Raw genomic sequence first — 8,742 nt, 5'->3', positions numbered from 1 at the left:
CGTGTAATTCGGGCCCTGAACTTCGTTTACCGCGTTAAGGGTGACCTCGTACTTGCCCAAAGGAAAGCTGTCGCCCAGCTGGACGATCCGGATATCCTCAACCTTCCAGGCGTTCATTGCGGCCACGGCGAACAGCGTGATCCCCATGCCCGCATGCGCTGTGGCCTTGCCCCAATCAGCGCGCGGCAACCGCGCGATGCGGGCAATCCGGCTGGCGATCGGGCCATTGCCAGTGCGCATCCACAGATCAGTCAAGGCACCAAAGACCACCCAGGCCCCCAGCAGCGTGCCGATCGGGCCAAGGGCTGACCGCCCCGTCTGCAGCGAAAACGCCAATGCAGCAAGCGCCAGCGCCAGCAGACCTGCCGCCCACAGCGAGCGCAGATTGCGCGCCGGCTGTGCGCGCTTCCAGGCCAGCATTGCGCCCACGGGCAAGATCAGGGCCAAGGCCACGAAGAACGGCGTGAAGGCCGCGTTGAAAAACGGCTCGCCCACGCTGAGGGTGCGTCCGAGGGCCAGTTCCGCAATCAACGGCCAGATCGTGCCGATGAACACCACAAAGGCCGCCACGGCCAGAAGGATGTTGTTGGCGATCAGTGCACTTTCGCGGCTGACCACCGAAAACAGACCCTTCGCCTCCATCGCCCCTGCGCGCAGCGCAAACAGCACCAGCGCCCCGCCAGTGAACACGCCAAGGATCATCAGGATGAAGACACCCCGCTCAGGGTCATTGGCAAAGGCGTGGACGCTGGTGATCACGCCGGACCGCACGATGAAGGTGCCGATCAGGCTGAAGCCGAAGGCCATGATCGCCAGAAGGATCGTCCAGGCCTTCAGGCTTTCGCGCTTTTCCACCACGATGGCAGAATGCAGCAAGGCTGCTGCCAAAAGCCACGGCATGAAACTGGCATTTTCAACCGGGTCCCAGAACCAGAACCCGCCCCAGCCCAGCTCATAATACGCCCACCACGAACCGAGCGCGATGCCGATAGTCAGGAATATCCAGGCCATCAGCGTCCAGGGTCGCACCCAGCGCGCCCAGGCCGCATCCACCCGGCCTTCGATCAGCGCGGCAACCGCAAAGCTGAACGCCATGCTGAGGCCGACATAACCAAGGTAAAGGAACGGCGGATGAAACGCCAAACCGGGGTCTTGCAGCAAGGGGTTCAGATCCTGGCCATTCAACGGTGGGGATTCCAGCCGCCAGAACGGGTTCGAGGTAAGCAACATGAACAGCAGGAACGCGACGCCGATCATGCCTTGCACCGAAATCACGCGGGCGCGCAGGCTGGCGGGCAGGTTGTCACCAAACCATGCGACCGAGGCACCGTAGACCGCAAGGATAAGCACCCACAGCAAAAGCGACCCTTCGTGGTTGCCCCAAACGCCGGAAATCTTGTACAGCATCGGCTTTAGAGTATGCGAGTTTGCCGTCACCACGGCCAGAGAAAAGTCCGAATTAACAAAAGCATATGTCAAAGCTGCAAAGGCAAAGCCGACCAGAAGCAGCTGAATCTTGGCCGCCGGTTCGGCCACGGCCATCAGTCGCGCATCCTGCCGCCATGCCCCCCACATCGGCAGCGTCGATTGGATCACCGCCACCGATAGCGCAAGGATCAGTGCGAAATGGCCTAGTTCGACGATCATGTCAGTCTCCCTTACAATCTTCATGATAGGCCGATGCACTGCGGGTTGAAAGGACCTGCGCCCTTCGGTCGCGCAGGTGTCAGCGCCGCCCTGCCCTGCGCGTCGAGAGCAACAGGTTTGTCTCGGACGACATTACCCCCTCGATGTTGCGGATGCGAAAGATCGTCTCATCCAGTTCCTGCAAGGTCTGGGTGCCCAACTCGGCAATCAGGTCCCATTTGCCATTGGTCGAATGCACCGCCTGCACCGAAGGCATGCCCTGCAGCCGGGTCATGATCCGTTCCGCCCCACGACCCTCGATGCCGATCAGCATCAGGCCGCGCACCGAAGCCGCCGTCACATCAGACCGTGTCAGCACCGTGAACCCGGCAATCTCGCCGCGCAACGTCAGCCTTTCCATTCGCGCGCGGACGGTGGCCCGGCTCAACCCAAGTCTTGCTGCAAGATCAGACAGCGCCGCCCGCCCGTCGCGCCTAAGCTCGGCAATCAGCCGCTGATCAGTTTCGTCCATCATGCGCAGACTTTCCGCCGTTTTGTGCATACCGCTATACGAACCGACAGTATCGGCGCTAGGATTTGCCGCAAGTCGGAAACAAGGTGCCGCGCAAAGGAGAACACCATGCCCAAGACGATCCTGATCGGAGCCCCTGTCGATTCCGGCCAAAAACGCCCCGGGTGTCTGATGGGGCCTGCCGCCTACCGGGTGGCTGGCCTGGCGGCGGCGATCCGCGATCTGGGGCACGGGCTGGAGGATTGGGGCGATCTTGCGCTGCCCGAGGTCGCGCCAATTGCCCATCCGAACCCGGCGGTGCATTCGCTGGCCGAAACGCTGGCCTGGACTGAAATGCTGATGGACCGGGTTGATGACGCCCTTTCGGATGGTGGGTTTCCGATCATCCTTGGCGGCGATCATTCGCTGGCGCTGGGGTCTGCCGCTGGCGCGGCGGCCTATGCCGAACGCGAAGGGCGCCCGCTGTACCTGATCTGGCTGGACGCGCATTCCGACTTTCACACGCCGATGACCTCGACCTCGGGCAACCTGCATGGCACGCCGCTGGCCTATATCGCCGGGCGCGAAGGCTTTGACGCCTTCCCCCCCTTCCCGGCTCCGGTTCGTTCTGACCGGATTTGCATGTATGGCATCCGCTCGGTCGACGCCGCCGAACATGCGGCCCTGCTGCAACATGACGTCGCCATCAACGACATGCGGGTTCTGGATGAACGCGGCATCGTGGCCCCGTTGCGCGAGTTTCTTGACCGGGTGAAAGCTGACGGTGGCATGCTGCATGTGTCGCTGGATGTCGATTTCCTCGACCCCTCCATCGCACCGGCAGTTGGCACCACTGTGCCCGGTGGCGCCACCTTCCGCGAGGCGCATCTGGTGATGGAACTGCTGCATGAAAGCGGCCTTGTGACTTCGCTGGATCTTGTGGAACTGAACCCGTTTCTTGACGACCGGGGCATGACGGCACGGCTGATGGTCGATCTGGTCGGATCCCTTATGGGCAAAAAGGTCTTCGACCGCCCCACCAGGAGCAAATGATGCTGAACCTCGTGCCGTTTGTGTCCGTCGACAACATGATGAAGCTGGTGCTGCATCTGGGGATCGAGCAGGTCATGGTCGACCTGGCCGCCGAGATCGAAGCTGATTTCCTGCGCTGGCCGGCGTTTGACAAGACCCCTCGCATCGCCTCGCATTCGGATGTGGGGGTGATCGAACTGATGCCTACATCTGACGGTGAAACTTACGGGTTCAAGTATGTGAACGGCCACCCGTCCAACATGAGCCGCGGCTTGCAAACCGTTACAGCCTTTGGACTTTTGGCTGACGTCGCTACCGGTTATCCACTGCTGTTGTCGGAGATGACGATCCTTACCGCATTGCGCACTGCCGCAACTTCGGCGATGGCCGCAAAGTGGCTTGCCCCGAAAGGCGCCACCACCATGGCCCTGATAGGCAACGGCGCGCAGGCAGAGTTTCAGGCGCTCGGCTTCAAGGCGATCTGCGGGATCACCGAAGTTCGCCTGTATGATATTGACAGCCTCGCCACCGAGAAATGCGCGCGCAACCTTGCGGGCCGCGGCCTGAAACTGGTGAAATGCCGCACCCCAGAAGAGGCGATACTGGGCGCGCAGATCATCACCACGGTGACGGCTGACAAGCAATTGGCGACGATCCTGACGGACAATATGGTTGGCGCGGGGGTCCATATCAACGGCGTCGGCGGTGACTGCCCAGGCAAGGCCGAACTGCACCGCGATATCCTGCTGCGCTCCTCCATCTTCGTGGAGTATCCACCGCAGACCCGTGTCGAGGGCGAGATTCAGCAACTGCCGCCAGATCACCCGGTCACTGAACTGTGGCAGGTGATGGCTGGCCAGACCCCTGGGCGCAGCAGCGCCGACCAGGTGACGCTGTTTGATTCCGTCGGCTTTGCGATCGAGGATTTCTCGGCGCTGCGCTATGTTCGGTCAAAACTGGCCGCGACCGGGTTTTGCACGCAACTGGACATGATTGCCGATCCGGACGACCCGCGTGACCTATTTGGCATGATCCTGCGCGCGGCGACCTGACAACCACGCGCGCCTGCCATTGCACCCCATAGCTGGGATGGTGTAGTCTTCGGACAGCTAAATGTTGACCCCACCCAGAAGGCGCAAAGCATCGTGGCGGATACCCCGGAAGACACTGAGAACGCAGACGAAATCCCGGATCGCCCGGCACATCACGGCCCGCAGATCGACATCGCGGCCGAAATGAAGACCGCCTATCTTGATTACGCGATGAGCGTGATCGTTTCGCGCGCCATTCCAGACCTGCGCGACGGGTTGAAACCGGTGCATCGCCGTATCCTTTATGCGATGAACGAGGTCGGCAACACACCCGACAAACCTTACCGGAAATCCTCGCGTCCGGTGGCCGACACGATGGGCAAATACCACCCGCATGGCGACAGCGCGATCTACGATGCGCTGGTGCGGATGGCGCAGCCGTTTTCAATGTCGCTGGTGTTGCTGGACGGTCAGGGCAACTTCGGGTCGATGGACGGGGATCCTGCCGCCGCATTCCGCTATACCGAAGTGCGGATGGCCAAGCCCGCCACCTTCCTGCTGGCCGACATCGACAAGGAAACTGTTGATTTCCAGGACAACTATGATGGCAAGGACCGCGAACCGACGGTTCTTCCCGCCCGCTATCCGAACATGCTGGTCAATGGTGCCGAGGGCATTGCCGTCGGCATGGCCACGCGCATTCCGCCGCACAACCTTGGCGAAGTGATCGACGGCACGTTGGCGTTGATCGAAAATCCGGACCTGTCGACCGAAGCGCTGATGGAATACATTCCCGCGCCTGACTTTCCGACCGGGGCCCTGATCCTTGGCCGGTCCGGCGCGCGCAAGGCCTATCTGGAAGGCCGGGGCAGCGTCATCATTCGTGCCAAGACCCACATCGAAGAAATCCGCAAGGACCGCTGGGCGATCATCATTGATGAAGTGCCCTATCAGGTGAACAAGGCGCGGATGATCGAAATCATCGCGGAAATGGTGCGCGAAAAGAAGATCGAAGGCATCTCCAACGTTGCCGACGAATCCGACCGGATCGGTGTGCGCGTGGTGATCGAGCTGAAGCGGGATGCCACGGCTGATGTCGTGTTGAACCAGCTTTACCGGTTTTCGCCGATGCAGGTCAGTTTCGGCTGCAACATGCTGGCCCTGAACGGCGGCCGACCCGAGCAGTTGACGCTGCGCGATTTTCTGTCTTATTTCATAGCGTTCCGCGAAGAAGTTGTTGCAAAGCGTACCGCGTTTGAACTGCGCAAGGCGCGCGAACGCAGCCACATCCTGTGCGGTCTTGCAGTCGCAGTTTCAAACGTCGACGAAGTGGTCGCGACCATTCGCGCCTCGGCCGACCCAGCGGAAGCGCGCGAGCGCCTGATGACCCGCCGCTGGCCCGCCGGCGAGATCATTCCCTTCCTCAAGCTGATCGACGATCCGTCGCATCCGGTGAACGAAGACGGCACCTACAACCTCTCCGAAGTACAGGCGCGGGCCATTCTGGAACTTCGCCTGCAGCGCCTGACTGCGCTCGGCGTGAAGGAAATCACCGACGAGCTTGAGGAGCTGGCGGCCAAGATCAAGGATTACCTTGAAATCCTCGGCTCTCGTGACCGGATCATGGCGATCATTTCGGATGAGTTGCGCGAAGTGAAAGCCCTGTTCGCGGTGCCGCGCCGGACCGAGATCACCGACTGGTCTGGCGATATGGAAGACGAAGACCTGATCGAGCGTGAGGATATGGTCGTGACCATCACCTCGGGTGGCTATATCAAGCGCACCCCGCTGGTCGAATTCCGCAGCCAGAACCGCGGCGGCAAGGGCCTTGCGTCGATGTCGACCAAGGAAGATGACGTCGTTACCACGCTCTTCGTTGTCAACACCCATACCAATCTGTTGTTTTTTACCACCGATGGCATGGTCTACAAGCTGAAGACCTGGCGTCTACCACTGGCCGGTCGTCAGGCCAAAGGCAAGGCGATGATCAACCTGCTGCCGATCATCCAGGGGGTGTCCATCGCCGCCCTGATGCCCGTGGACGTACCGGAGGAGGAGTGGGAGAGCCTGCAGATCGTCTTTGCCACCAGCGATGGCGACGTTCGGCAGAATGACCTTTCCGACTTCACCAACGTAAAGCGTAACGGCAAGATCGCGATGAATCTGCCAGACGGCGTGTTCCTAGTGAACGCCGCAATTGCGGACGAAAACGACGACGTGATGCTGGTGACCGCACTTGGCCGGGCAATCCGCTTTTCCACCACGGATATCCGGGTGTTCAAATCGCGCGGCTCTACTGGTGTGCGCGGCATTCGTCTGGCGGCGGGTGACAAAGTGGTGTCGATGGCCATCATCCGGCACTTCGAGGCCGACCCTGCCGAGCGTGAGGCCTATCTCAAACAGCGGCGGTTGATGGCCGGGGTTGTCGAGGACGACGTGGATGACGAGGAAGAGGCCGTGCCCGCAGGCCAGCTTTCCCCCGAACGGTATGCCGAAATGTCGGCGGCGGAAGATCTGATTCTGACAATCACCGCCTCTGGCACCGGCAAGCTGTCATCCAGCCACGACTATCCGGTGCGCGGCCGCGGTGGGATCGGCGTCAAGGCAATGGACGGCGCAATGCGTGGCGGCGCCCTCGTGGCCTCGTTCCCAGTGACAGTCACAGACCAGATCATGCTGGCTACCTCGACCGGCCAGTCGATCCGGGTGCCGGTGGACCAGATCAGCTTCCGCTCGCGTAGCGCGGGCGGGGTGAAGGTATTCAACACTGGTGCGGATGAGGCGGTGGTGTCGGTGGCCCGTGTCGCGGAACAAGGCGATGAGGAAGCTTGACAGCGTTAGCGGCGCGTCTTGCAACCTTGGCCGCCAAAGGTGAGACGATCACCTACGGCGCGCTTGCCCGTGATCTTGGCTGGCGGATCGGCGACCTTACCGAAGCGCTTGAGGCGGGTATGGAGGAGGACGCCGGCCTTGGCCGCCCGCTGCTGGCCGCAGTTTGCGCCCAGCGATTGTCGGCACTGCACCTGCCCGCGCCGGGCTTTTTCATCAAGGCCGCAGCTTTAGGCCGGTCATTCGATGATCCGGCGGAAGCCATCCGGATGGAACGTGCACGCCTTCAGCAGGTACATGGGAAAGGGAAATGATGTGCGCCCACGCACACTACCTCTCTCCTGCTAGGAGTAGCTCCACGCGAATGCACCGCGTAGGGTTCACCTGACCGCCTGAACGCGGCAACAAAAGAGGGACTGTATCAATGACTTCACTCACGACTTACGCGCCTTTGGTCGGGCGCATTCTGATTGGTATCCTGTTCATCGCTGCCGGTGCCGGCAAACTTGGCGATGTCGCGGGGTTCGCCGGGTATCTGACCTCGGGCGGGCTTCCCGCCTTCCTGGCTTGGCCTTCGATCATCTTTGAAATCGTTCTCGGCCTTGCGCTGATTGCGGGCTTTCAGACCCGGATCTTTGCGTTGCTTGGGGCCGGGTTTTGTGTGGTGACGGCAGGGCTGTTCCACTTCGTTCCGGCAGACCAGATGCAGATGACGATGTTGTTCAAGAACTTTGCCATTGCAGGCGGCCTGCTGATGTTCGTGGCCCACGGTCCAGGACGTTTTGCTGTCGACAAGGCCTGAGCATCGGATCACCTTTCCAAAGCAAACAAAACCGCCTAAACCGCCGCCATGACAGAACAGCTTCATATCATTGGCGGCGGCATGGCCGGGTCCGAAGCCGCATGGCAGGCGGCAAATCTGGGCGTGCCGGTCGTCATTCACGAAATGCGCCCAACCGTTGGCACTTTCGCCCACCGGACCGGGCATTTTGCCGAAATGGTCTGCTCCAATTCCTTCCGGTCGGATGATGACGAACAGAATGCGGTGGGCCTGTTGCATTGGGAAATGCGGGCAGCGCAGGGCCTGATCATGGAAATGGCCACCGTGCACCGTTTGCCGGCCGGTGGCGCCCTTGCGGTTGACCGCGACCCGTTTGCCGAAAGCGTGACCGCGCGGATCAAGGCTCATCCGCTGATTTCCACGTCTTATGATGAAGTTACAGAACTTCCCTCAGAGGGTAACTGGATTGTCGCAACCGGCCCACTGACCTCCGGTGCGCTGGCACAAAGCATTCGCGCCGCGACCGGCGCGGATGCTTTGGCGTTCTTCGATGCGATTGCCCCAATCGTCTATGCCGAAAGCGTAGATATGTCGGTTGCCTGGATGCAAAGCCGCTACGACAAAGGCGAGACGGAGGCGGAACAGACCGCCTACATGAATTGCCCAATGACCAAAGCTGAGTATGAAGCCTTCATCGACGCGCTTCTGGCCGCCGAAAAGACCGAGTTTCACGAGGGCGAGACTGCGGGTTACTTCGACGGTTGCCTGCCCATTGAAGTGATGGCCGAACGCGGCCGCGAAACCCTGCGCTTTGGCCCGATGAAGCCTGTCGGGCTGACCAACCCGCACAACCCGATGAAGCCCTACGCCGTCGTGCAACTGCGCCGCGACAACAAGCTGGGCACGCTTTACAACATCGTCGGCTTTCAAAC

8 protein-coding genes are annotated in these 8,742 nt (G+C 61.0%); 6 read left to right on the top strand and 2 right to left on the bottom strand.

Annotated features, from left to right (window positions below):
• Together RMO18_RS02745 and RMO18_RS02740 are read right to left on the bottom strand one after the other, a co-directional pair.
• The coding region (locus RMO18_RS02745) for a heme lyase CcmF/NrfE family subunit (RefSeq protein WP_309663791.1) at positions 1–1,647 on the bottom strand (1,647 nt) is incomplete at its 3' end.
• 79 nt (positions 1,648–1,726) lie between these two features.
• Positions 1,727–2,158: an Lrp/AsnC family transcriptional regulator gene (locus tag RMO18_RS02740; protein WP_309663793.1), complete on the bottom strand. Its 432-nt coding sequence runs from the start codon at positions 2,156–2,158 to the stop codon at positions 1,727–1,729.
• 108 nt (positions 2,159–2,266) lie between these two features.
• On the opposite strand from RMO18_RS02740, the gene rocF reads away from it, so the two are divergent.
• The 6 genes from rocF to trmFO form a co-directional block, all read left to right on the top strand.
• The gene (gene rocF / locus RMO18_RS02735; protein ID WP_309663790.1) at positions 2,267–3,190 is read left to right on the top strand and encodes an arginase; all 924 of its coding nucleotides are present in this window, start codon (positions 2,267–2,269) and stop codon (positions 3,188–3,190) included.
• Complete coding sequence (locus RMO18_RS02730) at positions 3,187–4,221, top strand: ornithine cyclodeaminase (protein WP_309663789.1); 1,035 nt, start codon at positions 3,187–3,189, stop codon at positions 4,219–4,221. Before rocF ends, RMO18_RS02730 begins: the two co-directional genes overlap by 4 nt.
• A gap of 93 nt (positions 4,222–4,314) precedes the next feature.
• Positions 4,315–7,032, top strand: a complete 2,718-nt coding sequence (gene gyrA, locus RMO18_RS02725) for a DNA gyrase subunit A (protein ID WP_405053991.1) — start codon at positions 4,315–4,317, stop codon at positions 7,030–7,032.
• Positions 7,033–7,058: 26 nt separating this feature from the next.
• Positions 7,059–7,343 (top strand): hypothetical protein, encoded by a 285-nt coding sequence (locus RMO18_RS02720; RefSeq protein WP_309663788.1) that lies wholly within the window; start codon positions 7,059–7,061, stop codon positions 7,341–7,343.
• 110 nt (positions 7,344–7,453) lie between these two features.
• Positions 7,454–7,831 (top strand): DoxX family protein, encoded by a 378-nt coding sequence (locus RMO18_RS02715; RefSeq protein WP_309663787.1) that lies wholly within the window; start codon positions 7,454–7,456, stop codon positions 7,829–7,831.
• A 48-nt stretch (positions 7,832–7,879) separates the two neighbouring features.
• Positions 7,880–8,742: methylenetetrahydrofolate--tRNA-(uracil(54)-C(5))-methyltransferase (FADH(2)-oxidizing) TrmFO (gene trmFO / locus RMO18_RS02710; protein ID WP_309663786.1), on the top strand; the 863-nt coding region annotated here is incomplete at its 3' end.

Origin of the sequence: Tabrizicola sp. (assembly GCF_031377265.1) — a bacterium.
In the GTDB taxonomy this organism is placed as follows: domain Bacteria; phylum Pseudomonadota; class Alphaproteobacteria; order Rhodobacterales; family Rhodobacteraceae; genus JAUYQR01.
Note: the sequence above shows the minus strand (reverse complement) of the source record. Positions and strands in the feature narration are given on the sequence as shown.